This window comes from Bradyrhizobium sp. BLXBL-03 (assembly GCF_051853015.1).
Classification (GTDB): Bacteria; Pseudomonadota; Alphaproteobacteria; order Rhizobiales; family Xanthobacteraceae; genus Bradyrhizobium; species Bradyrhizobium manausense.
Map to the genome: position 1 here is coordinate 109,381 of NZ_CP182470.1, position 25,615 is coordinate 134,995.

25 protein-coding genes and 1 tRNA gene are annotated in these 25,615 nt (G+C 64.8%); 9 read left to right on the forward strand and 17 right to left on the reverse strand.

What is annotated here, in order from left to right:
* Positions 1 to 72: 72 nt before the first annotated feature.
* The 5 genes from ACNJX9_RS00480 (at position 73) to ACNJX9_RS00500 (ending at position 5,415) form a co-directional block, all read left to right on the forward strand.
* A complete protein-coding gene (locus ACNJX9_RS00480) occupies positions 73 to 498 on the forward strand; it encodes an Hsp20 family protein (protein ID WP_011083554.1) in 426 nt (141 codons plus the stop codon).
* Positions 499 to 548: 50 nt separating this feature from the next.
* Positions 549 to 821 carry a DUF1150 family protein gene (locus ACNJX9_RS00485; RefSeq protein ID WP_057752251.1) on the forward strand — a complete coding sequence of 91 codons (273 nt, stop codon included), beginning with the start codon at positions 549 to 551 and terminating at the stop codon, positions 819 to 821.
* A 339-nt stretch (positions 822 to 1,160) separates the two neighbouring features.
* Entirely contained in the window at positions 1,161 to 1,802 is a 642-nt protein-coding gene (locus ACNJX9_RS00490) for a TetR/AcrR family transcriptional regulator (RefSeq protein WP_439407501.1), read from the forward strand.
* Positions 1,799 to 4,486 (forward strand): molybdopterin-dependent oxidoreductase, encoded by a 2,688-nt coding sequence (locus tag ACNJX9_RS00495; protein ID WP_439407502.1) that lies wholly within the window; start codon positions 1,799 to 1,801, stop codon positions 4,484 to 4,486. The genes ACNJX9_RS00490 and ACNJX9_RS00495 overlap by 4 nt, the downstream gene beginning before the upstream one ends.
* Positions 4,483 to 5,415, forward strand: a complete 933-nt coding sequence (locus ACNJX9_RS00500; protein WP_439407503.1) for an FAD binding domain-containing protein — start codon at positions 4,483 to 4,485, stop codon at positions 5,413 to 5,415. Before ACNJX9_RS00495 ends, ACNJX9_RS00500 begins: the two co-directional genes overlap by 4 nt.
* Before the next feature lie 82 nt (positions 5,416 to 5,497).
* Here ACNJX9_RS00500 and ACNJX9_RS00505 read toward each other — a convergent pair whose 3' ends face one another.
* The 3 genes from ACNJX9_RS00505 to ACNJX9_RS00515 all read right to left on the reverse strand — a co-directional run bounded on the left by ACNJX9_RS00505 (position 5,498) and on the right by ACNJX9_RS00515 (position 9,209).
* Positions 5,498 to 7,036, reverse strand: a complete 1,539-nt coding sequence (locus ACNJX9_RS00505; RefSeq protein WP_439407504.1) for an AMP-binding protein — start codon at positions 7,034 to 7,036, stop codon at positions 5,498 to 5,500.
* A gap of 202 nt (positions 7,037 to 7,238) precedes the next feature.
* The gene (locus tag ACNJX9_RS00510) at positions 7,239 to 8,369 is read right to left on the reverse strand and encodes a DUF5938 domain-containing protein (protein ID WP_439407505.1); all 1,131 of its coding nucleotides are present in this window, start codon (positions 8,367 to 8,369) and stop codon (positions 7,239 to 7,241) included.
* 36 nt (positions 8,370 to 8,405) lie between these two features.
* Complete coding sequence (locus tag ACNJX9_RS00515) at positions 8,406 to 9,209, reverse strand: SDR family NAD(P)-dependent oxidoreductase (protein ID WP_057752233.1); 804 nt, start codon at positions 9,207 to 9,209, stop codon at positions 8,406 to 8,408.
* Positions 9,210 to 9,486: 277 nt separating this feature from the next.
* Here ACNJX9_RS00515 and ACNJX9_RS00520 point away from each other — a divergent pair, with 277 nt between their 5' ends.
* Complete coding sequence (locus ACNJX9_RS00520) at positions 9,487 to 10,164, forward strand: TetR/AcrR family transcriptional regulator (protein ID WP_439407506.1); 678 nt, start codon at positions 9,487 to 9,489, stop codon at positions 10,162 to 10,164.
* A 60-nt stretch (positions 10,165 to 10,224) separates the two neighbouring features.
* Here ACNJX9_RS00520 and ptsN read toward each other — a convergent pair whose 3' ends face one another.
* The 8 genes from ptsN to ACNJX9_RS00560 form a co-directional block, all read right to left on the reverse strand.
* The gene (gene ptsN / locus ACNJX9_RS00525) at positions 10,225 to 10,686 is read right to left on the reverse strand and encodes a PTS IIA-like nitrogen regulatory protein PtsN (protein WP_027528272.1); all 462 of its coding nucleotides are present in this window, start codon (positions 10,684 to 10,686) and stop codon (positions 10,225 to 10,227) included.
* Between the two features lie 283 nt (positions 10,687 to 10,969).
* Positions 10,970 to 11,569 (reverse strand): ribosome hibernation-promoting factor, HPF/YfiA family, encoded by a 600-nt coding sequence (gene hpf, locus ACNJX9_RS00530; protein WP_057752227.1) that lies wholly within the window; start codon positions 11,567 to 11,569, stop codon positions 10,970 to 10,972.
* 174 nt (positions 11,570 to 11,743) lie between these two features.
* A complete protein-coding gene (rpoN, locus tag ACNJX9_RS00535; RefSeq protein ID WP_057752224.1) occupies positions 11,744 to 13,387 on the reverse strand; it encodes an RNA polymerase factor sigma-54 in 1,644 nt (547 codons plus the stop codon).
* 91 nt (positions 13,388 to 13,478) lie between these two features.
* Positions 13,479 to 14,477: an LPS export ABC transporter ATP-binding protein gene (gene lptB, locus ACNJX9_RS00540; protein ID WP_057752221.1), complete on the reverse strand. Its 999-nt coding sequence runs from the start codon at positions 14,475 to 14,477 to the stop codon at positions 13,479 to 13,481.
* A 233-nt stretch (positions 14,478 to 14,710) separates the two neighbouring features.
* On the reverse strand, positions 14,711 to 15,442 hold the full coding sequence (locus tag ACNJX9_RS00545; protein WP_057752218.1) for an LptA/OstA family protein: 732 nt from the start codon (positions 15,440 to 15,442) through the stop codon (positions 14,711 to 14,713).
* 5 nt (positions 15,443 to 15,447) lie between these two features.
* Positions 15,448 to 16,173: an LPS export ABC transporter periplasmic protein LptC gene (gene lptC, locus ACNJX9_RS00550; protein ID WP_439407507.1), complete on the reverse strand. Its 726-nt coding sequence runs from the start codon at positions 16,171 to 16,173 to the stop codon at positions 15,448 to 15,450.
* A gap of 246 nt (positions 16,174 to 16,419) precedes the next feature.
* On the reverse strand, positions 16,420 to 17,034 hold the full coding sequence (locus tag ACNJX9_RS00555) for a ribonuclease D (RefSeq protein ID WP_057752212.1): 615 nt from the start codon (positions 17,032 to 17,034) through the stop codon (positions 16,420 to 16,422).
* 103 nt (positions 17,035 to 17,137) lie between these two features.
* A complete protein-coding gene (locus tag ACNJX9_RS00560) occupies positions 17,138 to 18,463 on the reverse strand; it encodes a UbiA family prenyltransferase (RefSeq protein WP_439407508.1) in 1,326 nt (441 codons plus the stop codon).
* Between the two features lie 258 nt (positions 18,464 to 18,721).
* Between ACNJX9_RS00560 and ACNJX9_RS00565 the strand changes: the two genes are divergently transcribed.
* Complete coding sequence (locus ACNJX9_RS00565) at positions 18,722 to 19,993, forward strand: MFS transporter (RefSeq protein WP_439407509.1); 1,272 nt, start codon at positions 18,722 to 18,724, stop codon at positions 19,991 to 19,993.
* Between the two features lie 58 nt (positions 19,994 to 20,051).
* On the opposite strand, the gene ACNJX9_RS00570 is transcribed toward ACNJX9_RS00565, so the two are convergent.
* Positions 20,052 to 20,378, reverse strand: coding sequence for an NIPSNAP family protein (locus tag ACNJX9_RS00570; RefSeq protein ID WP_271600277.1), 327 nt, complete (start codon positions 20,376 to 20,378; stop codon positions 20,052 to 20,054).
* An 84-nt stretch (positions 20,379 to 20,462) separates the two neighbouring features.
* On the opposite strand from ACNJX9_RS00570, the gene ACNJX9_RS00575 reads away from it, so the two are divergent.
* Positions 20,463 to 21,452 (forward strand): GlxA family transcriptional regulator, encoded by a 990-nt coding sequence (locus tag ACNJX9_RS00575; protein ID WP_439410230.1) that lies wholly within the window; start codon positions 20,463 to 20,465, stop codon positions 21,450 to 21,452.
* 87 nt (positions 21,453 to 21,539) lie between these two features.
* Here the strand turns inward: ACNJX9_RS00575 and ACNJX9_RS00580 are convergent, their stop codons facing one another.
* The 3 genes from ACNJX9_RS00580 to ACNJX9_RS00590 all read right to left on the reverse strand — a co-directional run bounded on the left by ACNJX9_RS00580 (position 21,540) and on the right by ACNJX9_RS00590 (position 22,261).
* Positions 21,540 to 21,743 carry a hypothetical protein gene (locus tag ACNJX9_RS00580; protein ID WP_439407510.1) on the reverse strand — a complete coding sequence of 68 codons (204 nt, stop codon included), beginning with the start codon at positions 21,741 to 21,743 and terminating at the stop codon, positions 21,540 to 21,542.
* A gap of 18 nt (positions 21,744 to 21,761) precedes the next feature.
* A complete protein-coding gene (locus ACNJX9_RS00585) occupies positions 21,762 to 21,977 on the reverse strand; it encodes a hypothetical protein (RefSeq protein ID WP_439407511.1) in 216 nt (71 codons plus the stop codon).
* 197 nt (positions 21,978 to 22,174) lie between these two features.
* Positions 22,175 to 22,261 (reverse strand) — tRNA-Leu (locus ACNJX9_RS00590).
* A gap of 141 nt (positions 22,262 to 22,402) precedes the next feature.
* On the opposite strand from ACNJX9_RS00590, the gene ACNJX9_RS00595 reads away from it, so the two are divergent.
* On the forward strand, positions 22,403 to 23,368 hold the full coding sequence (locus tag ACNJX9_RS00595; protein ID WP_439407512.1) for a complex I NDUFA9 subunit family protein: 966 nt from the start codon (positions 22,403 to 22,405) through the stop codon (positions 23,366 to 23,368).
* 65 nt (positions 23,369 to 23,433) lie between these two features.
* Here the strand turns inward: ACNJX9_RS00595 and ACNJX9_RS00600 are convergent, their stop codons facing one another.
* Positions 23,434 to 24,174, reverse strand: a complete 741-nt coding sequence (locus tag ACNJX9_RS00600) for an SDR family oxidoreductase (RefSeq protein WP_439407513.1) — start codon at positions 24,172 to 24,174, stop codon at positions 23,434 to 23,436.
* A gap of 3 nt (positions 24,175 to 24,177) precedes the next feature.
* Positions 24,178 to 25,503, reverse strand: coding sequence for an FAD-binding oxidoreductase (locus tag ACNJX9_RS00605; protein WP_439407514.1), 1,326 nt, complete (start codon positions 25,501 to 25,503; stop codon positions 24,178 to 24,180).
* Positions 25,504 to 25,615 lie beyond the last annotated feature (112 nt).

A 25,615-nucleotide genomic window follows, 5' to 3' on the forward strand; every position in this document is an offset into this window, starting at 1 on the left:
ATTGCTGACCAAGGGGTGCCTTGATGGGGCCCCGAAACACCAAAGTCGCTTTCCGCGAGGACTTTGTAAACTATGTCTCGTGTTCCCACGCTTTCCAGTCCGTTCCTTCTGGGCTTCGACGAAATCGAGCGCGTGCTCGATCGCGTCGTCAAAGGCGCCGACGGCTACCCTCCCTACAATATCGAGAGGTGCGACCGATCGGACGGCCAGCCCGAGCGTTTGCGCATCACGCTGGCGGTCGCCGGCTTCACCCGCGACCAACTCGATGTAACCATTGAGGAAAACCAGCTCGTCATTCGCGGGCGGCAGCAGGACGACAAGACCCGGCAATACATCCATCGCGGCATCGCCGCGCGCCACTTCCAGCGCACCTTCGTGCTGGCAGAGGGGATGCTGGTGCTGGGTGCGGATCTGAAGAACGGGTTGTTGTCGATCGACCTGGCCCGGCCAGAACCGGAGAGGATCGTTAAGACAATCGCTATCAATGAGCACGAATAATGGAACGAGTAGCGGACTCGACCGCTTAGTTCTGTGAAGGAGTCGAGACCATGAGTGAAGGTCACGTTGCGTTCGAATACGAAGCCAGGAACGTCTCACCCGAGACGCTGGCAAACCTCGGCGAAGGCCACATCGCCTATGTGAAGCAGATCCGCTCCGAGGATGTGCCCGGCCTGTTCCCCGAAGCCCCGAAGATTGCGCCCGGCCTCAAGCTGTTCGCGCTCCACGCCGCCGACGGCACGCCGATCATGCTGACCGACAGCCGCGAAGCCGCAATCGCCAACGCCTGGAGCAACGAGCTGCAAGCGATGAGCGTGCACTGAGCGCGACAAGCGTCGCACGAATAGATTTTTGACGGGCATGCCTTCGCAGGAAGGCGTGCCCGTTTTCATTTTGGGTGATGAAGCTTCCGCGTCGTCATTGCGAAGAGCACTTGCGACGAAGCAATCCAGAATCTCTCCGTGGAAAGATCCTGGATTGCTTCGCTACGCTGGCAATGACAGAGTTTGAGGCGGCGACGCGCCGAAATCTCCTGTCCCGGACGCGCTGCAGCGCGAAGCGGTGCGGCGCAGAACCGGGACCCAGGCCTCGTCTCTCGCGCGCATGCAACCGTCATCAATCCGTGATTTGACAGTTCCTTCACATTTGTCAAATCTGACAAAATGCAGGCCAAGGCCCCTCCCCAGGATCGCATCCTCGACGCCGCCATGCGCGTGTTCCGTCGCCACGGCTTCCGCCGCTCCTCGATCGAGCAGGCGGCGGAGGAAGCCGGGCTGACGCGGCAGGCGCTCTATCATCACTTCGCCTCCAAGGAGGCGCTGTTTCGCGCCGTGATCGAGCGGCTCTACGAGCAGGGGCTCGCTGCCGAAATCGCGGCCGCGAAGGCGGCGGAAGAAGCGGGCCTCGGGCTCGCCGACATCCTGGTCGCCCAGATCGGCGCGCGGATGCAGTCGCTGCTCGCTTCGCTCAAGGACTCGCCCCACACCGAGGAGCTGTTTTCCGAGCATCTCGCGCAGGCGCGCGACCTCTACCAGAGCTATTCCAGCCGTTTCGCCGACGAGATCGCGACCACGATCGCGCGGGTCTGCCGCAAGCGAAAGCTCACCCTCGCAAGCGGCGTCAGCGTGCGCGAGCTGGCGCGCTGCGTCGAGATGGCGATCCACGGCACCAAATCCGCTTTCCCTGCCATGCAGCCGCTCGAGGCGTTCCTGAAACAGCTCGAGACCATGCTGCGCATGCTGATCGCCGGCGCGATGGCGCCGTCAGCGAAGAAGTCCCCACGCAAAACGGGAGTTCGAAGATGACCGCCACGACCATCAATGGAAGGCCTCTGGTGCTGCCAGACGATCCGGATGCGCTCTTGATCGACGTGATCCGCGATGGCGGCCTCACCGGCACCAAGCTCGTCTGCGGCTCCGGCGTCTGCGGCGCCTGCACCGTGCTGCTCGACGGCGTGCCCGTCGTGAGCTGCCTGTTGCCGGCGCAGGCGGCCGCCGGCAAAGCGCTGACCACCATCGAGGGCATAGGCAGCACCGGATTGCATCCGGTGCAGAAGGCGTTCATGGCGCACGACGCTCTGCAATGCGGCTTCTGCACGCCGGGCTTTGTCGTCGAAGCCACCGCCTTCCATGACAGTTGGCGCGCCACCAAGGGCACGGCGACGCCCTCGCGCGAGGAAATCGCCGCCGCGCTGTCAGGGCATCTCTGCCGCTGCGGCGCTTATGAAGGCATTTTTCGCGCGGTGGCGGAGGCTTGTTCGGGCCGCTTCGACGGCAACGATCCCGTCGCGCCGCGGCTGGAAGCCCGCGACAAGGTGACGGGACTGGCCCGCTACACCGTCGACATCCACCATGACGGCCAGCTCGAGGGCGTCATCCTGCGTGCGCACGTCGCGCATGCGAGGATCACCTCCCTTGACCTGGCGCCGGCACGCACTATTCCCGGTGTCGCCGCGGTCGTTCCCCTGCTCGACGATGACAACATGGTCCGCTTCGTCGGCGCGCCGATTGCGGCCGTCGCGGCCAGGGATCGCCGCACCGCATTGCAGGCCATCGCCGCGATCAGCTTCAAGCCCGAGCCTTTCCCCGCGGTGATCGGGCTCGATGCAGCGCGACGCGACGATGCGCCAATCGTGTTCGACAAGAAGGACCGCAAGCGTGCCGGCAACGTGTCCGAGGGCGCCGGCGGCGCTCCGGTGTCGTGGAAGGGCAATGTGCGCGGACCTTCGGCGCCATTCTCGCAGAAAGCCAAGCAGGCCAAAAGCTGGCTTGACGAAGCGCGGGCGCAACGCAATCCGCTGCTGGTCGAGGAAACCTTCCGCGTCTCGACGCAACAGCACGCAAGCCTCGAACCACATGCCGCCGTGGCCAGGTTCGACGGCGATCAGCTCACCGTGCACATCTCGACCCAGGCCATTCACGAGAGCATGGAGAAGATCGCCAAGCGCTATGGCCTTCCGCACGACAAGGTGCGTGTGATCGCCGATCATGTCGGCGGCGGCTTCGGCTCCAAGGGCAGCCTTGGCCTCGAGACCATCGCCGCGATCGAGCTCGCGCGCGCCGCCAAGGCGCCGGTACGTGTCGCCTTCGATCGCGAAGAGGAGCTTTCCGTCGCCGGCTATCGTCCTGCCGCCGAGCTGAAACTGTCCTTGCTGCCTTCGACGGAAGGCCGCCTCAAGGCGCTGTCGCTCACCGCGCATGCCGATACCGGCGCCGCCGTGAACTCGCTGATCGCGGGCTTGGCGCGGCTGATCTATCCGGCCGACGCGAAAGAGCTCGTCGACTACGACGTGCTGAGCAATTTGCCGCCCGGCGCGCCGTTCCGCGGCCCCGGCGGTCCGCCGATGTCGTTTGCGCTGGAGCAGGCGGTTGATGAAGCCGCGCTGCGCATGAAGATCGACCCGATCCAACTGCGCAAGCGCTGGGACCCCGATCCCAACCGCCAGCGGCTATACGACTGGGCCGCCGGCCTCGACGTCTGGAAGAACCGCAAGCCAGCCGCCGCGCAAGAAGGGCGCTACCGGCGCGGCGTCGGCGTCGCCACCGGCTACTGGCTCTATCTCTGGCAGACCGGCTCCTCGGTCGAGCTCGCGGTCAAGGGCGGCCGCATCGTCGCAAGCTGCGCGGTCCAGGATATCGGCACGGGCACGCGCAGCGTGATCGCGAACACTGTCGCGAAAGCGTTCGATCTCGAGCCACAGGACGTGGAGGTTCGCATCGGCCGCTCCAACCTGCCGCGAGGGCCGGGCTCCGGCGGCAGCCGCGTCACCGCCTCGGTGGTGCCGCCGACCCTGCTCGCCATCGACAAGCTGAAGGCGGAAATCAAGCGCACCGCGTCGCGCACACCCGCTCCGGGCTCGAACGCGCCGTGGCGCGAGATGATCGCGGCTTCCCCTGATATCGCCGTGTCGGCAAGACGCCAGGAGGACGGCACGCCGCCGCCCGGCATCCGGCCCGCGCTGCACGAGGCGGGCATCATGGGCCGGGTGTTCGGTTGGGTGCTGCGCCTGATGAACCACATGGTGGTCGGCGCCGGCGTGCCGAGCTCGGTGCAGGTGATGGAAGTCGAGGTCGACACCTGGCTCGGCCATGTGCGCGTGCTCAACGCCTATACCGGCCTTTCGATCGGCAAGCTCGCCGCGCCGATGCTGGCGCGAAGCCAGGCCGCCGGCGCGGTGATCCAGGGCATCGGCTACGCACTCTATGAGGCGCGGGAGACTGATCCATTGAGCGGCCACATCCTGAGCGGCAGCATGGAGGATTACCGCATTCCGGGGATTGCCGACATGCCGAAACTGGAGGTGCATTTCGACGAGGCCGGTTTCGAGCATGTGCCCGGTGGCAGCGTCGGCATGGGCGAAGTCGCCACCGTGCCGACCTCGCCCGCGATCGCCAACGCCATCCGCGATGCGCTCGGCGTGAGACTGACCGAAATTCCGTTCCGGCCCGATCGCCTGGTGGCCGCGCTGAAGGGGAGGGATGCAGCATGAGTGTCGCCGTCATGACCGCCAGGCCGACTGCCAGGCCCACGCCTGAATTCCGCGCCGGAGGCACCGATTTCAGCGAACGCCGCCGCAGCGGCGTGTCGCAGGGATTGGTGGTCGATATCTCGGCCAGCGGCGACAAGGCGATCACCTGGGACGCCAACGGAGCAGCCCGGATCGGCGCGCTGACCACCATCGCCACGATCGCAACGGACGCGCGCATCGCCGCTGCCTATCCCGGCATCGCGGCGAGCGCGCAAGGCCTCGCCACGCCACAGGTGCGCCAGGTCGCAACGCTTGGCGGCAATCTCGCGCAGCGGTCGCGCTGCTGGTACTTCCGCCGGGCCGACATCGATTGCCTGAAGAAAGGCGGCACCACCTGCCCTGCCCGCTCGGGCAATCATCTCTATGGCGTTGCCTTCGATCTCGGCCCGTGCGTCGCGCCGCATCCCTCCACCATGGCCGCGGCCCTGCTCGCCTATGATGCGACCATCGCCACGGACCGGCGCAGCGGACTCTCGATCGCGGATCTGCTCGGCGATGGCTCGGTCGCGCACGCCGATCACACGCTCGCAGCAGGCGAGATGATCAGGAGCATTGCGCTTCCGGCTCCGCTCGAGGGCGAGCGCGCGTCCTACAAGCGCGCGATCAGCCGGACCTATGCGGAATGGCCGCTGGTGGAGCTCTGCGCCCGCGTCGTGATAACAGGCGGCAAGTTCCAGCTGGTGCGTCTCGCTGCCGGCGGAGTCGCGCCCGTGCCGCTTCGCCTCACCGCCGCAGAAGTCGCGCTTCATGGCCAGATTGCCGATGCGGCATCGATCGCAGCGGCGGCGAAAGCGGCGACCTCGGGAGCCAAACCATTGCCGATGACGGCCTACAAGCTCGATCTGCTGCAAGGGCTGATACGCGACGTGCTGGAGCGGCTTTCGGATTAGCCGGCTGCGGCACGCTGCCTCGCGTGCGGAGAGGCAGCCACATCGTGCGGCCGAACTCGCTTGAACTTGCACCCATCGGGCTTTAGCCGCCTGAACGACCTGCAAGCCGTGCGCGAATATCCGGCTTCAGCACCTTGCCGACCTTGGAACGCGGCAGATCGTCCCAGACCTCGATCTGCTTCGGTGTCTTGACGCTGCCGATCCGTTGCTTGACGAAGGCTGCCAGCGCCGTCGCATCGATGCTCTGGCCGGCGCGGGGCTGCACCACGGCGACGATCCGCTCACCCCATTTCTCGTCGGCCAGCCCGATCACGGCGCAATCCTGCACCGCCTCATGCGCCCGCAGCGCGTTCTCGACCTCGATCGAGTAGACATTGAACCCGCCTGTTATGATCATGTCCTTGGCGCGGTCGACGATATAGAGGTAACCGTCCTCGTCGATGTAGCCGATGTCGCCGGTGTGGTGCCAGCCATGCGCCGACGCCTCCGCCGTGGCTTCAGGATTTTTGTAATAGCCTTGCATCACCAGCGAACCGCGAACCACGATCTCGCCGCGTGCGCCTGATGGCAGCAGATTGCCGTCACCATCCATGATGCCGGCCTGCACCAGCGGACTGATCCGCCCGGCCGAAGCGAGCCGCTCCATCGCGATGGTGCCGTCGGCATTGTAATGCTCATCCGGTGCCATCATCGAGATCATCATCGGCGCTTCGGTCTGACCGAACAGCTGCGCCATCGGCCCGATGCGCCGGAGCGCCTCCGCAAGCCGCGTGGCCGAGATCGGCGCCGCGCCGTACCAGAAACATTGCAACGATTCGAGCTTGGCGGAGTCGAGCCTGGGATGATCGAGCAGCATGTAGATCACGGTCGGCGGCAGGAAGGTGTGCGTGACATGGTAGCGCTCGATCAAATCGAGGAATTCGGCGATGTCGGGGTGATGCATGATCACGATGCGGCCACCGAGCGCCATGATCGGAAAGCACAGCACGCCGGCCGCGTGGGTCAGCGGGGCGAGCGCGAGATAGACCGGACGGCCCTTGAACGGATAACCCATCAGCGTCAGCGCCGTCATGGTCTCGATGTTGCGGCCCGACAGCATGACGCCCTTCGGCTTGCCGGTGGTGCCGCCGGTGCCGGGAATCATCGCGAGATCGTCGACGGTCTCGCGCTGGTAGGGATCGTTGGGGAGGCCGGCGAGCCAGCTGTCGAACGAGGGCGCGAAGGGCAATTCGGCATCGAGACAGACGAGCTTGCGCAGCTTCGGCAGCTCTGCACGCATGGCCGCCACCATCGGCGCAAAGCTTGAATGAAACAGCAGCAGGCTGCAGTCGAATTGGTCGAGGATGCCACGGTTTTCGGCCGCCTCGTTGCGCGGATTGATCGGACACCAGACCGCGCCCGCGCGGGAAATGCCGAACACGCAGGCAAACGCGACCGGATCGTTGCCGGAGAGGATCGCAACCTTCTCGCCGGGCGCGATGCCCGACCGGTCGAGCCCCCGCGCGACGCGATAGCTGAGCTGCTGCACCTCGCGATAGCTGAGATCTCGCCCGTCCATGGTCAGGCACGGCGCATTGGCGCCGAGCGATGCGCCTTTCTCGAGATAGTCGATGAAGCGCATGGTCGCCCCCGAAGCATCGTGAGGTTGGTTAGCTACGAGCTGCGGCGAAGGTCCACCTCTCCCTTGGGAGAGGTCGGCGCGGAGCGCCGGGTGAGGGGTTACGGTCTCTCGTTGAGCCGCGCCCCCTCACCCGATTTGCTGCGCAAATCGACCTCTCCCCGATGGGGAGAGGTAAAGAAACATCGCCGTCGCCGCCGCGCTCCTAATCGTGCACCGTCAGAACAGGCTTGCTGACCAGACCAAAACTGCGCAATTGCCCGAGCAGCTCGTGATGGCCGAAGGCCTGGCAGCCGGAGGCGAAGCCCACGCGCTTGGGCGGCTGCTGCAGCAGGTGCGCCGCCGCATAGGCCTGCAGCATGCCGGTCTGCTTGTAGTTGCTGTTGCCGTTGATGACGCAGTGCGCGCGCCCCAGCGGACCGGAGGCATGCACCGAATCCAGCGACTTGTTGACGCGCGGGTTCTCACGCGGCGGCATTTTGTTCATCACGCCGGCGGCGGTCTGCGCCAACGCGGCGTAGCGGTCGTCGGGGTTCATGTCCTTGGTCGCATCCAGCGCGGCGGCGACGATCTGCGGCACGCCCAGCATCAGTGCGCGGTTGAACACGCCGCCCAGCACCTTCACATTGGCCACGCGCGGATCGCGCTTGAACCACACGGGGTGCGAGGTGCCGCCCCAGGGCAGCGCCAGCGCCAACTCATGCTGGCCGGGGATGGCGAGGTTATAGAGGCCGGCGTCGGGCTGGTGCTCGACATATTTGCTCTGCTCCAGGTAGTAAGCCTTGGCCATCGCGGCGTTGACCAGGATGGTCTGGGTCGAGGCGATGGTCGGGCTGCCGCCCCAGAACACGGCAATATCAAGCGTGTCGAGGCCGGGCGTCTCCAGGCACAGCTGGGCTGCGATCTCGCCGGTGGTGTACATCTGTGCGATGCCGGGCGCGAGCAGCAGGCCGGCATTGGCGAACTTGGTGCCCCACTCCTGCTCGAGCGTGATCAGCCAGTCCTGCTCGCCCGTGGTGTCGGTGTAGTGGCATCGGGAAGCCCAACACGCCTGCACCACCTCGTTGCCGAATTTGGCGAAGGGACCCACGGTGTTGAGCACCACGGAGGCGCCGTTGAACAACTCCGTCAGTGCGCTCACGGTGTGCGGCACTTCGACCACCTCATAGTCGGCGGTCTCGATGCCGGCCACGTTCGCCTTCATCGCGGCGTTGAGCTTCTCGGCGCTGCGCCCCGCAGCGACGAAGGGGATGTTGTATTCGCGTAAGTATTCGCAGACCAGCCGGCCGGTGTAGCCGGACGCGCCATAGACGATGACGGGCTTTTTCGCGCTCATAGCGTTCCTCCGAAATGCTTGATGTCAGGTTCTTTGCTACATGCCCATGCCGCCATCGACCGGCAGTCCGATGCCGGTGATGAAACGGGCCTCGTTCGAGCACAGGAACACCGCGGCATTGGCGATGTCGCCGACCTCCGCGAGCTTGCCGAGAGGCGTCTGCTCCACCACCGAGCCGACCGCGGCATTGACGTCGGGCGCAAGGCCGATCTTCACGATGTCGCCCGCCAGCTGCATGCCCATGTCGGTGGGGATCAAGCCGGGATAGATGCAGTTGACGCGCACGCCGAAACCGAGCTTGCCGGCCTCCATCGCGCCAACCCGTGTCATGCGATCGACCGCGGACTTCGTGCCGGAATAGACCGCGATGCTCGGGAAGGCGATCGTCGCCGCGACGGAGGCGATGTTGACGACCGCGCCGCCCTTGCCGGCCGGTCCGCCCGGCCGCATGGCGCGGAAGGCGTGCTTCATGCCGAGCACGGTGCCGACGATGTTGACGTCACACATCCGCCGCGCGTCCTCGGCCCTGACCTCCGAGATCAGGGACGTGATCTCGATGCCGGCATTGTTGATGAGAATGTCGTAGCCGCCGAGGGTGGCGATCGTCGCAGCAGTCGCTTTCTCCCACTGCGCATCGTCGCTGACATCGAGATGCACGAAGCCGGTCTTCACGCCGAGCCTGGCGATCTGGCCGGCGCTGTCCCTGCCGACGTCATCGAGGATGTCGCCGATCATGACCGCCGCACCGGATCGCGCCAGTGCCTGTGCAATGGCGGCTCCTATCCCGCGGGCTCCGCCGGTGACCAGGGCTTTGCGGCCATCAAGACTCTTCTCACTCATCGCACGTCCTCCCTTTGCTTGAACTGAGCTTTGGACTGATCTGCTGGACTGATCTGTTCGCTGCCGATCGGTGCGTGCTGCAATCGGCAGCACGGTGCCGGCGCGGTGGCGCAGCGGCATGCGAGTCCGTTCCGGCGGCGCGGCGCCGGTGGATGCGTTTCCTCCATGTGCTGGCGTCTTGACGACTGTCCAAATTCTTGGCGCGCACCCTCCTCCCGGAACTTGACACTTGTCAAGGTAAAAATTTGACAGTTGTCAAAGAGGATGGTCTGTAGGGATGACGGATCGTGGTGACGAAGAGACCGGAGACAGCGCGACAATGGCGCGGCAAGCGACAGGAGCGGCGAAGCGTGAGGCCGTGGCGGAGGTCGTGCGGGACGACAAGTTCAACGCGCGGCGGATCGAGCTGGCGGAGGCCGCACTCGAAACCCTGGGCGAGCTCGGCTTCGCCCGCACCAGCCTGCGCGAGATCGCGCAGAACTCGGCCTTCACGCACGGCGTGTTCCACTATTATTTCAGCGACAAGCTCGACCTGATCTGCTGCTGCGTGCGCCACTACAAGGCGAAGTGCGTGACGCGCTATGACGAGGTCGTCGCGACGGCGACGAGCCGCGATGAATTGACGGAGGGGTTCCTCGCCAAGCTCGCAGCAACGCTGCAGAACGAAGCCCGGATGCACCGGCTCTGGTACGATTTGCGCTCGCAGGCGATGTTCGAGGCGGCGTTTCGCAAGGACGTGCTCGAGATCGACAAGAGTCTGGAGGCGATGATCTGGCGAATCGCCTCGCGCTATGCCGAGCTCGGCAACAGGCGGCCGGCATCGTCACCAGCCGCGCTCTATGCGCTATTCGACGGCCTCTTCCAGGGTGCGCTGCTCAAGCACCTCGCGGGTGACAAGGCGGCGATCGCCGAACTGCTCGACGAAGTCCGGCGCCTGCTGCCGACGGTGTGCTGAGGCGTTTGCGCCTGGTGGCGAGAGAGCCGACACGCTCTCTCGGTCGGCAATGGTGAAAGATTACGCCGCGCTCGCCGGCGGCAGGGCCAGCACCGAATAGATCGCCTGGGCGTCGCGCGAGGCGCGGAGCTTCTTGGCGATATCCTGGTCGCGGAGCAGGCGGGCAATGCGGGCGAGCGCCTTGAGGTGATCGGCGCCGGCGCCTTCGGGCGCGAGCAGCAGGAAGACGAGATCGACCGGCTGGCCGTCCATCGCCTCGAAATCGATCGGACGATCGAGCCGGGCGAACAGGCCAAAGATCTTCTCGAGCTTGGGCAGCTTGCCGTGCGGAATGGCGACGCCATAGCCGACCGCGGTGGTGCCGAGCTTCTCGCGCTGGAGCAGCACCTCGAACACCGAGCGCTCGTTTTGTCCGGTCAGCTCGGCAGCCTTGGCCGCGAGCTCCTGGAGCGCCTGCTTCTTGCTGTTGACCTTCAATGCCGGGAGAATCGCCTCGGGTGCGACCAGATCGGTAATCGGCATGGAAGTGTTCCGAGGTGAATTAAACCGTCAGGTTCCGAATTGGCCGTCTCGCTAGAAGCGAGCCCGACCGGCGTCAAGAAGGTCAAGCAGAAGGGGGACTTAGCCCCGGTCTTGATGTGGGGCGCTTCTACTCCAACGCAATCCCGGTGCCAACTGCTGCGTGCGGCTTTGTCCCGGTCATTGTTAAGACCTGTGGTTGATACGGGGGTGCCCTTTCGGGAGCGGATGCTTGTTTTGACGCGTTTTCTTACCGCGAACCGGCTTCCATTCGCTCGAAAACGCTTTAGCCGCCGGATTTGGCCCCCGGCGGGTCGATCCAGCCGACATTGCCGTCGGCCCGGCGGTAGATGATGTTTACCCGGCCGGAGGAGCCATGCTGGAATACCAGGCAGGGCGCCCCGCTGAGGTCGAGTTCCATGACGGCTTCGCTGACCGACATCTGCTTCAGCGAGGTCGTGGCCTCGGCGATGATCACCGGGCTGTAGCCGGTGACTTCCTCATCATCGTCCCCCTCGCCGGGGGCCTCGAGCACATAGGCGGTGGCGTCGAGCGCGGCCAGCGCCGCGGAGGCGACATGGGCCTTGCGGGCTGAACGGTCCTTGAGGCGGCTCTTGTAGCGCTTGAGGCGCTTCTCGATCATGATCAGGGCCTGGTCGGCACTGGCATAGGCGTCCGGGGCGTTCGAATCCGCTTCCAGCGTAATTCCCGAATCCAGATGCAGCGCGCAGTCGGTGCGGAAGCCGAAGCCATCCTTGCTGAGCGTGATGTGGCCGGAATAATTGCCGTCGAAATATTTACGCAGGACCTCTTCAGTCCGGTCAGTGACGCGGCCGCGAAGGGCCTCACCGACACTGACGCTCTTGCCCGAAATCCGAAGAGTCATGTGATGCCTCGCTTGGTTCAATTGGCCAAGATGCGATGACGCGTCATCGCATCCTAGGTCATTTCCCTGCGCATGGTCTTGTCGGAAAACCGCCGGACACTTTTCCGGATCATGCGCCTGCTTGGATCGGTCGCGGTTGGGGGAGAAGAGTAGCGCGATTTCGCGCCAGCGCAATCAGGCCGGTTCGGTGTTGCGGGAGCGATCGGACATTGCGGTGGAAAGGACGTTACCAAGAGCGCTCTGCTTGTCGCGGCGGCGTTGCACCGAGGACGGAATGCGCATGGCTTCGCGGTACTTCGCGACCGTGCGGCGGGCAATATCAATGCCCGAGGCGCGCAAGCGTTCCACGATGGTATCATCCGACAGGATCGCCGTCGGCGCTTCCGAATCGATCAGCTGCTTGATGTGGTGACGCACCGCTTCGGCCGAATGCGCCTCACCGCCGTCGGCCGAGGCGATCGAGGCCGTGAAGAAATATTTCAGCTCGAATGTGCCGCGATTTGTCGCCATGTATTTGTTGGCGGTGACGCGCGACACCGTGGATTCGTGCATCTGGATGGCGTCGGCCACGGCCTTCAGATTCAGCGGCCTTAAGTGCGCGACGCCATGGGTGAAGAAGCCGTCCTGCTGGCGCACGATCTCGGTGGCGACTTTCAGGATGGTGCGGGCGCGCTGGTCGAGCGCGCGCACCAGCCAGGTCGCATTCTGCAGCGCGTCCGTGAAATACGACTTGTCGCCGTCCTTGCCGATCTTCTTCGACAGCTCGGAGTAATAGGTCTGGTTGACCAGCACGCGCGGCAGAGTGTCGCTGTTGAGCTCGACATGCCAGCCGCCATCAGGACCCGGCCGGACATAGACATCTGGCACCATGGTCTGGAGCCGCGCCGAGCCGAACTTCATGCCGGGCTTGGGATTGAGCCGCCTGATCTCGCCGATCATGTCGGCGATGTCCTCGTCGTCGACGCCGCAGAGCTTGCGTAAGGATGCGATGTCGCGCTTGGCGAGGAGATCGAGATGCTCGACGAGGGCCTGCATCGCCGGATCGTAGCGGTCGAGCTCGCGGAGCTGGATCGCGAGGCACTCGCTCAAGGACCGTGCACAGACGCCGGGTGGATCGAATTTTTGCAGCACGGCAAGAACGTCCTCGACGTCCTCTTGCGTTGCGCCGAGCCGCTCGGCCGCACCGCCAAGATCGGGCGGCAGATAACCGGCCTCGTCGACGAGGTCGATCAGGTATTGGCCGATCATGCGCTGCGCCGCGCCGGTGAAGGCGACCGAGAGCTGCTCGGCGAGATGGTCCGACAGCGTTGTCTCGGCCGCGACAAAAGCTTCGAGATTGTAGTCTTCGTCACCCGAGGCGCCGCCGCCCCATTCGGTGTAGGTGGTCGGCGCGGCGTCCTGGGCGTTGCGCGCGGCCGCCTCGGCCGGTTCCTCGGAGAAGACGTTGTCCAGGCCCGTGTCGAGGGTCTGCTCGATCTCGGCGCGGGAGCCGAGATCCTTGCTCATCCATTCTTCCTGGCCCGGCTCGAAGGCCTCGCCGCTGCCGCCAAAGCCATCGTCGGCGCCAGGACCCTCGCCAGGACCGTCCCCGTGGCTGCCCGAATCGTCACTGTCGCTGAACTGGGCGGTCTCGGCCGGCGCTTCGCCGCCGCCCTCGTCATTGGCCCGTTCCAGCAGAGGGTTACGCTCGAGCTCCTCCTCCACGAAGGTGGTGAGATCGAGATTGGACAATTGCAGCAGCTTGATCGCCTGCATCAGCTGCGGCGTCATGACCAGCGACTGCGATTGCCGGAACTCTAATCTCTGCGTAAGCGCCATGAAGCAAGAACCGTTCCCAAAAAATTGGTCCGATTTTTGCTTATCCTAGTCCGAGCCCGATGTACACGTCTTGACGAAACGCAAAAACGGGCTAGAGGCGGAATTCCTCGCCAAGGTAAAGGCGGCGGACATCGGGATCCGCGACGATCTCGTCCGGGCTCCCCTCTGTCAAGATCTCACCGGCATAGACGATATAGGCGCGATCGGTCAGGCCGAGCGTCTCGCGCACATTGTGGTCGGTGATCAAGACGCCGATGCCGCGATTGGTGAGGTGGCGGACGAGGTCCTGAATGTCGCCGACCGCAATCGGATCGATGCCCGCGAAGGGCTCGTCAAGCAGCATGTAGTTGGGACGCGTCGCCAGCGCACGGGCGATCTCGACGCGGCGGCGCTCACCGCCCGACAGCGCGATCGAGGGCGATTTCCGCAGGCGCGTGATGTTGAATTCGTCGAGCAGCGAGTCGAGCTGCTGCTCGCGCTTCTTGCGCGAAGGCTCGACCACTTCGAGCACGGCGCGGATGTTCTGCTCGACGGTGAGGCCGCGGAAGATCGAGGCTTCCTGCGGCAGATAGCCGATGCCGAGCCGCGCGCGCTGATACATCGGCAGCTGGGTGACATCGTGGCCGTCGAGCTCGATCGCACCGCGATCGGCCTTGATCAGGCCTGTTATCATGTAGAACACGGTGGTCTTGCCGGCGCCGTTCGGACCGAGCAAACCGACCGCTTCGCCGCGGCGCACATAGATGCTGACGCCGCGCACGACCTGGCGGCTGCCGAAACTCTTTTCCACGCTATGCACAGCCAGGAAGCCCGGCCGCCGCAACAGCTGCGGCGCGCCTGCGCCATTCGCCCTGGAACTGGATCTGGCCTGGGGAGGCGGCGCCGCCGGTCGTGGCCGCGGCGGAGCCTCGACGCCATAGGGGTCCGCGGCCTGCATCGGCTGGTCACGGGCGATCGGCGGCGCATCCCTGACAGGGCTCGGTACGAGCCCGCCGACACTGTCACCGAGCGCGGTGATGTCCTGACGGGCAAATCCTGGCCGACCGCGCTTGGCGGGGCGCCGTCGGAACATGCTGAAAAGATCGACCATCCCCGCCTTCTAGCCTTTCACGACAATCTTGCACGACGATCGTGCGTGATCTCGCGATCTGCTGCGCCGGCCCCAGCGATTCGCCAGCGCAGCATGAGTGAAGGGATGTCTCATGCCCAGTGAAACACGCCCGAAAAGCGGCGAACCCCGCTTCGAAAGCCCTGCGCGCTAGATACAATCTTGTCGGGCCGGCTTCAACCTGGCGACCCCGAATTATTATATAACCTATTGATTTACTTTGGCTTACCCGGAATGAGCGACGGTATCGCCGGGCCGGAGCCAGGCGTTGCGGGCGTCCCGCATTTGCCATTGCCGCCGCCCTGGGACTGGATGAACAGGCCCTGCACCTTGCCGCTGTCGGATTCCACCCGGGAGACGCCGGTGGTCATGTCGACCATCAGACGGTCGCCGCGCAGCACGTTCTGGCACTGGGTCAGCACCACCTGGCCCGCAGACCCGCCCAGCATGGTGATGAGGTTGGTCTTGGTGTCGAACACGGCGGTCTCGCCTGTCACCACCTGATCCTTCTGGGTGACGACGACATTGCCGCGCGCTTCCAGCCGCTTGATCGAGGAGGCGCCACCCGGCCCCGGTGTCGACGCCTGCATCGGCGGCGCCGCCTTGGCGCCCTTGGCAGGCGCTGCCTGCGGGGCGGGCTGCTTGTCACTGTTCGATTCGTAGAACACCACCAGCGTCTTCGAGGTCATGGTGGTGTCGCCCTGCACGACCTTCACATTGCTCTTCGCGTCGCCGGAGAAGGTTGCCTCCTTCTTCTTGTCGCGCATCTCGAGCGAGGCGGCCTCGATCTGGATCGGCTGATCGCGGTTCTGCGAAAAGCCCTGCATCGCGTTCGGCACGCCTTGCATCGCGCTCTGCGCGACCGCAGCGCCAGTCGCGATGATCAGCGCAGCCGCTGCGATGATGGCGCGGCGCTTGACGTCATTGCGCGGGAAAACATGAGCCATGAAAATCACTTTGAATTCGAATTCGCAGACTTGTTCTTCTTCGCCGGCGGCGGCACGGGCTGCGCAACCGGCGCGGGAGCTGCATCATCCGTGCTGATCTTGTCCAGATGCATCACCACATTGCCTTCGAAACGGATGACATCGCCGCCCTCGGTGATGCGCAGCTTGTCGGCGGTCAGCGTGCCGTTGGTCAATTTGACGTCGACATGTTCGTCCGAGGAGACCGTGCCCTTGTTCATGTCGACGAAGGCCGAATTCAGCCGCGCCTCGTAGCCGGTCGAGGTGCGCACGAAGACGTCCTTGTGCAAATCGAGCTGCTGCTGCTTGTTGTCGAAGCGGCCGGTGCGGGCATCGAGGAACACGGTCGACTGGTCCTCCATCAATACTCTCGCGCGCAGATCGTTGAGGTCGACATGATCGGGGTCGGTGATGTCCTGCGTCGCCGTCTTGGCCCACAGCTCGTAGGGCCGCTGGTCCGGCGTGAAGCCTGAGAGGTGCGGCGATTCCATCGTGATCTTGGTGCCCGTGACCACGAGGTTTCCGGAATCGAGCTTGATGGGGATCTGGAACGGATTGAGCAAGGTCGAGACCAGGACAATTGCAGCCAGGGACGCAGCCACCGTCACCGGGACTGCGATGCGCAGAATCCGCACCAGACGGCTGTGGCGCGCCGCACTGGCAAACTTCGCCGCAAGCGCCGCGTCGTAGGTGGGAAACTGGGCCGAATTCACCGCTGCTCCGGGTGTCGCTCGCCTTGTCCGGTTCAAGGCCGCGCCATTGTACCCGCGACCGCTGGAATATGCAGCCCGCGACAAACCGGTACGAAAGTGTCCGAAACGAGGCGGCAGCCCTGGTCCGCTTGCTGTCATTTCGGGGCGATGCGAAACATCGAACTACGGTGCGCAATTGCGCACCTGAGAATCTCGAGATTCCGGGTTCGGCTCTTCGAGCCACCCCGGAATGACGTCGAAACGATCTCAGGAATGCGCAAAAATGTCCTCTTCCTCCCAGCCCTGGAGGTCGAGCAAAGCGCGGGTCGGCAGGAAGTCGAAACAGGCTTTTGCCAGCGCCGTGCGGCCCTCCCGGACCAGCATGGCGTCCAGCCGCTCGCGCAAGGCATGCAGATGCAGCACGTCGGAGGCGGCATAGGCCAGCTGCGGCTCGCTCAGGCTGTCGGAACCCCAATCGCTGGACTGCTGCTGCTTGGAGAGGTCGACATTGAGCACCTCGCGGACGAGATCCTTGAGGCCGTGGCGGTCGGTATAGGTGCGGGTCAGGCGGGAGGCGATCTTGGTGCAGTAGATCGGCCCGGTCATCACACCGAAGGTCTGGTACAGCACCGCGACGTCGAACCGGGCGAAATGAAAGATCTTGGTGATGGCGGGATTGGCCAGCAGCGCCTTCAAATTCGGCGCATCGGTGTGGCCCTTGGGGATCTGCACCACGTCGGCGCTGCCGTCGCCCGGCGAGAGCTGGACCACGCAGAGCCTGTCGCGGTGCGGGTTGAGCCCCATGGTCTCGGTGTCGATCGCCACCGCGCCGGTGTAGCGGGAGAGGTCAGGCAGGTCACCGCGGTGCAGGCGTACGGTCATAACGTTTCAAACCCTCAAATCGAATCGGTCGCTCGGCAGCATAGGCTAATCGGATGGTCCGCGATTTAGCCATTAGGGACAGGCCGCGCAAGCCGCGGCTGGCTCAGATCGCCGCCAGCATGATGCAGACCATCGCCGCCACGGTGGTGCGGCTGGCGCCGTCGCGGAAGGCGTAGATGATGGGGTCATCAGGCATCTCGCGGCGATGCGCGATCATCAGGGCCCGCCCGAACCAGTAGAGCAGCAGCGGAGCGAGCAGCCACAGCATCCAGGGCCGGCTGTAGAGCGGTGTCACCGCCGAGGACGAGACGTAGAGCGCAAACACCGTCACCGCGTTCATCGCGCTCGCCGCCGCCATCGCGGCGATGATGTGGAGGTCGCTGATGCGGTAGTCGCGGTTGGACGGATCGGCGAGGCCCTCGCCCTGGCGCATGCAGAGCTCGCTGAAACGCTTGATCAGCGCCAGCGAGGTGAACACGAACAGCGAGAACACCATCAGCCATTCCGACAGCATGACGCCGGCGGCGACGGCGCCGGCGACGATGCGCAGGCAATAGAGGCCGGCGAGCGTGACGACATCGACCAGCATCTTGCGCTTGAGCACCAGCGAATAGGCGATGGTGGTGACGAGATAGGCGACGAGCACGCCGAGGAAGGTCGGGGAGATGCAGAGGCTGGCAGCGAAGGCGAACAGCCACAGCGCGGGGATCGCCGACAGCGCCGACGAGATCGGCAAGTCCCCCGCGGCCAGCGCGCGGTGGCGCTTGGTCGGATGCTGGCGATCGGCGGCGAGGTCGAGCAGATCGTTCATCAGATAGGCGCCCGAGGCGCAGGCCGAGAACGCCAGGAACGCCAGCAGCGTGGTGCCGAGCGTTGCGACATTGACCTGATGCGCGGTGAGAACGGGCACGAACACCAGCGTGTTCTTGGCGTATTGATAGAGCCGCAGCGCCTTCGCCCAGGTGCGAAGACTGGCGCGATCACGATTGACATGGTCGATGCGTTCGATCGAGGCGCGGTCGAACGGCAGATTGTCGCCGGCCGCAAGGTCGGCCGGGGTCACGACGCCGTCGAAGCCGAGATGCGCCGAGATGCCGGTCGCCTGGTCGGCAAAGCGCTCCGCCACCAGAAAGATCTTCGCGCCCCGCGCCCGCGCTGCCAGCGCCCGGTTCAGCACCCCGGCATCATAGGGCAGGTGGGCATAGTCGATCCTGGCGCGTGCCAGAACCTCCGTGAGCACAGCCATGCCCGGACGTCCGCGCGCGCCGAAACGGGCCAGCATGCGGGCAGGTGCAGAGAACAGCGCCTCCATCAGCAATTCCGAACGCAGCAGGGCGCCTTCGAGATCGATGACGAGAGTACGGGCCGGCGCCGGCCTCGCCTGCGGCGCGGCCTCGCTCGGATCGTATTGCGAGGCGGGTTGCTCCATCCGAAAACGCTCTGACTTGCCGCGACACGGCCGGCCCCAAGGGCTGGCAGGAAGCGGGAAAAGGACGGCCGCGAGCCTAGGCGGCATTGGCTAAGGGCGGCTTAACCCTTCCGGCAAAGGGGACCCCGAGGCCAGCTGTTGCAGGGATCCCACAATCCGGCGCGGGCTGGATATACCAGCCGAAGCCCAGGTCCGAGCCGGTGGTAATCGGCGGCGCCCACCCTATCTGAGCCCGGTTTCTCACACGCATCAGGTGCCATGACAGACCAGACGCTCGCCGCGCCGATCGACGATCAGCAGGAACGCCAGCGCGGCTTTACGCGCTACCAATCGCTTCTCGTGGCGCTGCTCGCCTTCGCGCAGTTCACGATCATTCTCGACTTCATCATCATGTCGCCGCTCGGCGCCATCATGATGCCCTCGCTCAACATCACGGCCGGGCAATTCGGCGTCGCGGTGTCGGCCTACGCGTTCAGCGCCGGCCTTTCAGGCATTTTGGCCGCCGGCTTTGCCGATCGCTTCGACCGCAAGCGGCTGCTGCTGTTCTTCTACACCGGGTTCACGCTCGGAACCCTGTTGTGCGCGCTGGCGCAGAATTATCATGTGCTGCTGCTCGGCCGCATCGTGACCGGCCTGTTCGGCGGCGTGATCGGCTCGATCGTGCTCGCCATCGTCACCGATTTGTTCGCGCTGCATCTGCGCGGCCGCGTGATGGGGTTCGTGCAGACGGCGTTTGCCGCGAGCCAGGTGCTCGGCGTTCCCGCCGGCCTGTTCCTGGCCAATCACTGGAGCTGGCATGTCTGCTTCTTTGCGATCGTCGGCCTGTCGATCCTGTCGATCGCCGTCATCGCCTTCGCCATGGAGCCGGTCGCTGCGCACCTGAAGCTGAAGCAGGACCGGAACCCGTTCCACCATCTGGTCGCGACGGTCGGCGAGCCGCGCTACACGCTGGCCTTCGCGGTCACGACCTTGCTGGCGACGGGCGGCTACATGCTGATGCCGTATTCCAGCGCCTTCACCGTGAACAATATCGGCATCGACATCGTGCATCTGCCGACGATCTATCTGGTCTCCGGCCTGTTCAGCATCGTCACCGGACCGCTGGTCGGCCGCGCGGCCGACAGCTTCGGCAAATATCCGACCTTCGTGTTCGGCTGCGCGATGACCATCGCCATGGTGCTGATCTACACCCATCTCGGCCACGTCTCGCTGGTCACCGCGATCGCCGTCAACGTGCTGCTGTTCGTCGGCATCTTCTCGCGCATGATCCCGTCGCAGGCGCTGATCTCGGCGATCCCCGATCAAAGCCAGCGCGGCGCCTTCAGCGCGATCAGCGCCTCGCTGCAGCAGCTTTCCGGCGGCCTCGGCTCGGTGCTCGCGGCCGCGATCATCTCGCAGCAAGCCGACGGCTCGCTGCTGCATTTCGAGCGGATCGGCTACGTCGTCGTCACGACCACTGTTATCACGCTGGTGGCGATGTATTTCGTGCAGAAGGGGGTGGCGGAGAAGGCGGGGGAGCGGGTGGTGTGAGGGCGCCTGGCAGCGGTGGAGACGCTACGAGCGGCGCCTCCCCCTCTCGAGGCCTCTCTCATTGCAGGGCGGAGAAGCTTGTCGGGCTCATGAAAGAGTTCGTGATATTCGCGAGAATTGGCCCGTCGACCTCCGAGGCAGCGGCGACCTCCTGCCATTCGCGGTCCGCTACGAAGGCACCCCAAAGACGCTCCCGCTCCGCGAGCGAGTCCCAGACCAGGATGTAGACCAGCTCAAGGTGTGACGGTCCGACCGTGGTCCGCCAAAAGCCAAGCTGGCGAATGCCGAGCCGCTCCCAAATCTTCAGTGTGCGCGTTTCAAAACGCGTCAGCAGCGCCGGCATCCGGCCCGGCAGGGCGTGGTAGGTGCGCAATTCGTAGATCATCTCTCATCCTCGCCTGGTTCAAGCCTATCCGCGATACGCCGGTTGCGACTGGCATATTTGCCAAACTTGTCGTATTTCCTGCCAATGCTCACACCGGCCCCGACACGCCCTCGGCATATTGTCTTTCTGGTCTTTGAGCGCTTCCAAGTGCTCGATCTCGCCGGCCCGATGCAGGTGTTCCTTTCGGCGAGCGAACATGCGCGAGACGCCGCAACAGGGCTGCCAATCGATTACCGGGTCTCCGTCGTGTCGCCCGGTCCCACCAGGGTACAGGGCTCCTTGTCACTGGCGATCAATGCCGAGCCTTTGCCGTCCGCGTTGATGCCCGGAACGACGATTATGGTGGTTGGAGGAAAGGGCGTTGAAGCGGCGTCGCAGGATCTTGTTCTGATCGACTGGTTGCGGAGCCACGCAGACGAGGCGGAGCGGATCTGCTCCGTTTGCAACGGTGCAATCGTGCTCGCCCGGGCCGGGTTGCTTGCGGGCAAGCGAGCGACAACGCATTGGGTCGATTGTGACAAGCTCCAACGGAACTTCCGCGATGTCACGGTCGACCGCGATGCCATCTATGTGCGCGACGGCAAAATCTGGAGTTCCGCAGGGGTCAGCGCCGGCATTGACCTTGCCCTCGCGCTCCTCGCCGATGACCACGGCGAAGCAGCGGCCACAGTCACGGCCAAGTGGATGGTGCTTTACGTCAAGCGACCAGGCAGCCAGTCGCAATTCAGCGAATTCATCGAAACCATCGACCATGAGAAGGCGGGCGCTTTTGCGGAGCTTCACCACTGGATCTTGCGCAATATCCGCCGCGACCTCAGCGTTCCCAGGCTTGCGGCTCAGGCGGGCATGAGCGAGCGAACATTCGCGCGCAAATATCGTAGGTTGATCGGTGTGCCGCCCGCCGAGACGGTCAAACGGCTTCGTGCCGATACGGCGCGTCACCATCTTCGGACCTCGACTTTGCCGCTCAAGACGGTTGCGGCCAAGTGCGGCTTCGGGTCAGTCGAGCAGATGAATCGGGTCCATCTGAAATTCTACGGTCTGACCTCGCGTACATTGCGTGACATCGGATAGCCGACCCTTAAAGCGCGATGAGATTGGGTTGAATCGTCATCGCGCTTAGAACGACGGCCATGCGCGTAGATCGCTGGCGCTCGCATTTCAGGTCCGGTGACAGCCGGGGCTATCTGACGTCAGCGTTCCGTCCGGCCGCATCAGGGCCGTGTCCGGATTGCACAGGAGCGAAGGTTGCATGGCCTTGTCCATGATCTGCCGCCCGGCTTGCTGAAAAATTTCCTTGAGCACGCCTCCCGACACCACGGTCAGATCGGCGTCGGTCAGTTCCTGACAGGATCGTTGGGTCATTTTCCTTCTCCCTCGACTTCACTGGGGCTTGCCGTGCCACTGCACACCGCCGTCCGAGGAAACCGACCAAAATCCGCTCACACCGCCAAGGCTGCCCGGCCACGTAACAGCCATACCGCCGTTGCTTTTCGTTCCCCAGGCGATAGATCCGGTATGTCCCGATGTGCCGAAATTACCTGATCCTCCCGCAACGTCATCGAGACGGTCGAGGGACAGTTCATCGATGTTTGACATTGCGCACATGGTCTTCTCTCCATCCGAAAGTCATCCCGCCCATCGGGTTGATGCCGCACCTTGCCTCAGAGCCGGTCGTTCCGACCGTGAGTAGGATCACGCAGCAGATGGAGCAGGAGCTTGTTGCTGGAGCAGTGCGACAAGAAAGCCCTCAGTTCTCAAGGGCTTCGAGCGCCGTCATTGTCTCGATAAGACGATGGTGCCCAGGAAAGGACTCGAACCTTCACGGCCGTTAAGCCACTGGCACCTGAAGCCAGCGCGTCTACCAATTCCACCACCTGGGCATGCCGTTTCGGGGCACGGAGGCGGTTACTACGGTTCGGTGACGCCGTTGTCAATTCATGGTTCTGGATGCCGATTGCGCATCGCACACCGCCCCGGTAGAAGCCTGATATCGCGCACTCTTCCTGCAGGAATGGACCTCCATGGCATCGAATCTGGAAACTCTCGTCACGGTTTTCGGCGGATCGGGGTTTTTGGGCCGGAATGTGGTTCGGGCGCTGTGCCGGCGGGATTACCGGATCCGGGTCGCGGTGCGGCGGCCGGAACTGGCCGGATACCTGCAGCCCTCGGGCAAGGTCGGCCAGGTCCACACCATCCAGGCGAACCTGCGCTACCCTGGATCGGTCGAGGCGGCGGTGCGTGATTCGCATGTCGTGATCAACCTGGTCGGCATCCTCACCGAGGGCGGCGCCCAGACCTTCCACGCCGTCCAGGCCAAGGGCGCCGAGACCGTCGCCAAGGCGGCGGCCGCGGCGGGTGCCGACCTGATCCATGTCTCCGCGATCGGCGCCGATGCTGATTCGCCCTCGCGCTATGCCAAGGCCAAGGCCGCCGGCGAGGCCGCGGTGAGCGCGGCGGTGCCGTCGGCCACGATCTTCCGCCCCTCAGTGATGTTCGGCCCCGAGGACCAGTTCACCAACCGCTTCGCGGCCCTGGCGCGGCTGTCGCCGGTGCTGCCGCTGATCGGCGGGAGCACGCGGATGCAGCCGGTTTATGTCGGCGATGTCGCCACCGCGATCGCGGATGCCGTCGACGGCAAGGCCAAGGCGGGCGCGACATACGAGCTGGGCGGGCCTGAGGTGCTGACCATGCGCGAGATCATCGAGACCATTCTCGCGATCACCGACCGCGAACGCACCCTGGTGCCGCTGTCGTTCGGCCTCGCCCGCCTCAAGGCCGCCCTCCTGCAATTCGCCCCGGGTACCTTCAAGCTGACGCCGGACCAGGTCACGCTGCTCGAGCGCGACAATGTCGTGTCGGACGCGGCGAAGGCCGCCGGCCTGACGCTGGAAGGGCTCGGCATCACCCCCGATTCGCTGGAAGCGATCGCCCCGCAATATCTCTGGCGCTTCCGCCCGCAGGGCCAGTTCCAGCGCATGGGTGCGTGAGGTGTTCACCTCGCCCGCTTGCTTGCGGGAGAGGGAGCGCACCGATCGTGCGGCGAAAGACGGCTCTAAAACTTCAGCTTCTTGAACACCACTTCCGGCAGCGCCTTGATGATCAGCATCACGACGCGCCAGATGCCGCTGACATAGACGACGTCGGTCTTCTTCTCGACGGCGCGGAGGATTGCATCGCCGACGACAGGCGCTTCGACCGTGAGCGGACCGATCAGCTTCATGCCCTCGGTCATTTTGGTGCGGACGAAGCCCGGCTTGACGGTGACGACATGCACGCCGCCGCGGCTAGCGCGGGCGCGCAGGCCTGAGAGGAAGGCGGAGAAGCCTGCTTTCGCCGAGCCGTAGACATAGTTCGAGGCGCGGCCGCGATCACCGGCCACGGACGACACGCCGACAATGGTGCCGTTGCCGCGGCCTAAAAACTTCTCCGCGAACAGGCCGAGGATCAGCGACGGTCCCTCATAATTGGAGCGCATGATGGTGGTGGCGTGGGCGAGGTCGCTCTCGGCCTTTTGCTGCACACCCAGCAATCCGACGATCGAGATCACGACGTCAGGCAAGACGGGAAGGCCGGCGACAAAGCCGTCAAAAGATGCGGTGTCGAGCACATCGAAGGTTCGCGTGCTCGCTTCGATATCGTAGCGCGCGCGCAGATCGGCGGCGTCGGGCTCGAGCGCTGCGGCATCGCGACCTGCGAGCGCGACATCGTAGCCGGCCTTGGCGAAGGCGCGCGCGGCGGCGCGGCCGATATCGGAGGAGCCACCGAGCACCAGAACTGACTTGCGTGACGTCACCGCTTAAACCTCATCGAACAGGCGTTGTGACAATTTTGAGCGGATCGCCCCGTCGGGATCGAGCGACTTGCGGATCGCCTTGAAGCGCTGCAACGCCGGATAGCCGGCCTCGAACGTCGCGCGCGACTGGCGTGCGTCTTTTGCGAGGTAGAGCCGGCCGCCGGCGGCGACGACCAGGCGGTCGATCTCGTCGAGGAAAGTCAGGATGTCGCCGTTCACCGGGAAATCCAGCGCCAGCGTGTAGCCGGGCAGCGGAAACGACAGCAGCCCGTCGCCATGACCGAGCTTCTTGAGCACCGCGAGGAACGACGCATCGCCGCGCCTCGCGACGCGATCGAGGATGTCGCCGAGTACCTCGCGCGCGGCAGCCTCCGGGATCACGCATTGATGCTGCAGGAAGCCGCGCCGTCCATAAATGCGATTCCAGCCGCCGAGACTGTCGAGCGGGAAGAAATACGGATAGAGCGAGACCACATGATCGCCACCGGCGCGGCGCGCGCCCACGCGGTAATAGAGCTCGTTGAAGGCACTGACGCTGGTGCGATTGAGCGTGACCGACGGCAGGTCGAGCGGCACCGCGAGCGCCGGTGGTTTGCCGACGGGAAACACCACTGCGCCTTCGGCCAGCTCGTCCCGGCCGGCATGCTCCCCCAGATAGATCAAGGAGCGGCCAAGGTTACGCCCGCGCGCCACGCAATCGATCCACGCCACCGAATAAGTCGCGGAATCGCCGGCCTCCAGCGCGCGCATGGCCGCATCGAGATCGGACGCGGAGATCACCCGCTCCCGAATCCAGCCTGTCTCGACCGGGCGAAGCCGCATCGTCGCTTCGAGGATCACGCCGGTGAGGCCCATGCCGCCGACGGTTGCGAAGAAGGCATCGGAATTCTGCTCGCGCGAGGCTTCGATGGTCTCGCCGGAACCGGTGCGCAGCAGGATGCTGTCGACGTAGCGGCCGAAACCGCCCTCGCAATGATGGTTCTTGCCATGCACGTCGGCGGCGATCGCGCCGCCGACCGAGACGAAGCGCGTGCCTGGCACCACTGATGGCAGGAAGCCGCGTGGGCCGAAGGTGTCGATCAGGTCGGACAGCAGCACGCCGGCTTCAACGCGAATGCGGCCGGTCACGGGATCGAACGACCTCACCCGGTCGAACGCCGTCATGGTGATGGTTCTGGCGGTGCCGATCGCGGCATCGCCATAGGCGCGGCCATTGCCCCTCGCTACCGAGCCGGCAACGACAGCCTCCCCCACAGCCTCGAACGACCGCGGCCTCAGCATTTCGCTATCGACGACCGGGAAGCGCCCCCAGCCGCTGACTGTCGTCATCGCACAGCTCCGCCTGCGGGCCGTCCCGCCCCAGGAACTGCCTAGCGGTCAAAAGCTGATATTGGGTTGAGGCTTGTCAGCGAGTTTTCAAAGGTTAACGGCGTAGCGCCGT

Bases quoted from the DNA above. Each gene is read 5' to 3' on its own strand.
- ACNJX9_RS00505 (WP_439407504.1), bottom strand. From the start codon at position 7,036: ATGCGCTTCATCGACTATCTCGAGAAAGGCGCATCGCTCGGCGCCAAT.
- ACNJX9_RS00480 (WP_011083554.1), top strand. From the start codon at position 73: ATGTCTCGTGTTCCCACGCTTTCCAGTCCGTTCCTTCTGGGCTTCGAC.
- lptB (WP_057752221.1), bottom strand. From the start codon at position 14,477: ATGGTCGATCTTTTCAGCATGTTCCGACGGCGCCCCGCCAAGCGCGGT.
- ACNJX9_RS00490 (WP_439407501.1), top strand. From the start codon at position 1,161: ATGCAGGCCAAGGCCCCTCCCCAGGATCGCATCCTCGACGCCGCCATG.
- ptsN (WP_027528272.1), bottom strand. From the start codon at position 10,686: ATGCCGATTACCGATCTGGTCGCACCCGAGGCGATTCTCCCGGCATTG.
- ACNJX9_RS00500 (WP_439407503.1), top strand. From the start codon at position 4,483: ATGAGTGTCGCCGTCATGACCGCCAGGCCGACTGCCAGGCCCACGCCT.
- ACNJX9_RS00520 (WP_439407506.1), top strand. From the start codon at position 9,487: ATGACGGATCGTGGTGACGAAGAGACCGGAGACAGCGCGACAATGGCG.
- ACNJX9_RS00585 (WP_439407511.1), bottom strand. From the start codon at position 21,977: ATGTCAAACATCGATGAACTGTCCCTCGACCGTCTCGATGACGTTGCG.
- ACNJX9_RS00565 (WP_439407509.1), top strand. From the start codon at position 18,722: ATGACAGACCAGACGCTCGCCGCGCCGATCGACGATCAGCAGGAACGC.
- ACNJX9_RS00545 (WP_057752218.1), bottom strand. From the start codon at position 15,442: ATGGCTCATGTTTTCCCGCGCAATGACGTCAAGCGCCGCGCCATCATC.
- rpoN (WP_057752224.1), bottom strand. From the start codon at position 13,387: ATGGCGCTTACGCAGAGATTAGAGTTCCGGCAATCGCAGTCGCTGGTC.
- ACNJX9_RS00605 (WP_439407514.1), bottom strand. From the start codon at position 25,503: ATGACGACAGTCAGCGGCTGGGGGCGCTTCCCGGTCGTCGATAGCGAA.
- hpf (WP_057752227.1), bottom strand. From the start codon at position 11,569: ATGACTCTTCGGATTTCGGGCAAGAGCGTCAGTGTCGGTGAGGCCCTT.
- ACNJX9_RS00495 (WP_439407502.1), top strand. From the start codon at position 1,799: ATGACCGCCACGACCATCAATGGAAGGCCTCTGGTGCTGCCAGACGAT.
- ACNJX9_RS00515 (WP_057752233.1), bottom strand. From the start codon at position 9,209: ATGAGTGAGAAGAGTCTTGATGGCCGCAAAGCCCTGGTCACCGGCGGA.
- ACNJX9_RS00485 (WP_057752251.1), top strand. From the start codon at position 549: ATGAGTGAAGGTCACGTTGCGTTCGAATACGAAGCCAGGAACGTCTCA.
- ACNJX9_RS00560 (WP_439407508.1), bottom strand. From the start codon at position 18,463: ATGGAGCAACCCGCCTCGCAATACGATCCGAGCGAGGCCGCGCCGCAG.
- ACNJX9_RS00555 (WP_057752212.1), bottom strand. From the start codon at position 17,034: ATGACCGTACGCCTGCACCGCGGTGACCTGCCTGACCTCTCCCGCTAC.
- ACNJX9_RS00570 (WP_271600277.1), bottom strand. From the start codon at position 20,378: ATGATCTACGAATTGCGCACCTACCACGCCCTGCCGGGCCGGATGCCG.
- ACNJX9_RS00595 (WP_439407512.1), top strand. From the start codon at position 22,403: ATGGCATCGAATCTGGAAACTCTCGTCACGGTTTTCGGCGGATCGGGG.
- ACNJX9_RS00510 (WP_439407505.1), bottom strand. From the start codon at position 8,369: ATGAGCGCGAAAAAGCCCGTCATCGTCTATGGCGCGTCCGGCTACACC.
- ACNJX9_RS00575 (WP_439410230.1), top strand. From the start codon at position 20,463: ATGCTCACACCGGCCCCGACACGCCCTCGGCATATTGTCTTTCTGGTC.
- ACNJX9_RS00580 (WP_439407510.1), bottom strand. From the start codon at position 21,743: ATGACCCAACGATCCTGTCAGGAACTGACCGACGCCGATCTGACCGTG.